General features: G+C 26.7%; 1 protein-coding gene. It reads left to right on the top strand.

The window, feature by feature from the left end; all coding sequences use genetic code 11:
- Positions 1-98 precede the first annotated feature (98 nt).
- Positions 99-1,034 carry a DDE-type integrase/transposase/recombinase gene (locus EPJ72_RS12825; RefSeq protein ID WP_158636908.1) on the top strand — a complete coding sequence of 312 codons (936 nt, stop codon included), beginning with the start codon at positions 99-101 and terminating at the stop codon, positions 1,032-1,034.
- Positions 1,035-1,038 lie beyond the last annotated feature (4 nt).

Raw genomic sequence — 1,038 nt, forward strand, 5'->3', positions numbered from 1 at the left:
TGTTTAGGAGTATGAGATATTGGACATTTTTTAGTATAAAAAAAGCAGTATCCTTGTTATAATATTTTGAACAGAAAACAAATAAAAAGGATGCTACTATGAAAAAAGATTATAGCACAGAATTTAAATTATTTATAGTGGATGAAGCATTAGAAACTAAAAATATTAAAAGATTTTTAAAGATAGAAGAAATACCCAAATCTACTTTTTATGCTTGGCTTAAAAAATATAAAGACACTGGAACTGTCGCCAATTTTAGCACTAGACCAAAAACTTCCCCAAATATCTTTAATAATCAAGAAGCTATTAATTTAATTATTAAACTCTATACTAAAGAATATCGAGGTAAGCATTATATTAAAGCATATTTGAACCGTGAAGGCATTAAGATAGGTGTTACAGCTATAGAGAATGTACTAAAAAGAAATAATCTTTGGAGATATAAAACAAAAAAGAAAAAGAAGCGATATGATAAACGAAAATTTGTCTCTAAAATACAAAAAAAAGGCAAAATAGTTCAAATAGACACTAAATATATCAAATTAGGCAGAAAAACAGTTTATCAATTCACTGCTGTAGATTTAGCTGCTCGTTATAGTTGGAGAGAAATCTATGAAGATAAAACACCTTCTATTGCTTTATCTTTCTTAAAATATGTCTTAAAAACTTCACCTTTTAAGATACAGGCTATACAAACAGATAATGGTATGGAATATACTTATCGCTGTATTAATACTCCTAAAATAAATATTTTTGATGAATACTGCTTAAAAAATAAATTAGAGAGAAGATATATTCCTGTAGCAACACCAAGATATAACGGCGTAGTAGAAAGAGTACACGGCATAGACGAAAGAGAATTTTATTCACGATTAAATAAAAATATCACAGTAGAATTATTGAGAGAAAAATTAAAAGAATATACACATTTTTATAACAATCAAAGATTGATTTCTTCGCTAGGTTATATTACAATCAAAGAAAGAATCAAAAATATTATAGCAAGTAAAAGTACAATATCTATGGCTCCATGACAAA

This window comes from Brachyspira pilosicoli, assembly GCF_008016535.1.
GTDB lineage: Bacteria > Spirochaetota > Brachyspiria > Brachyspirales > Brachyspiraceae > Brachyspira > Brachyspira pilosicoli_A.

Bases quoted from the DNA above. Each gene is read 5' to 3' on its own strand.
- EPJ72_RS12825 (WP_158636908.1), top strand. From the start codon at position 99: ATGAAAAAAGATTATAGCACAGAATTTAAATTATTTATAGTGGATGAA.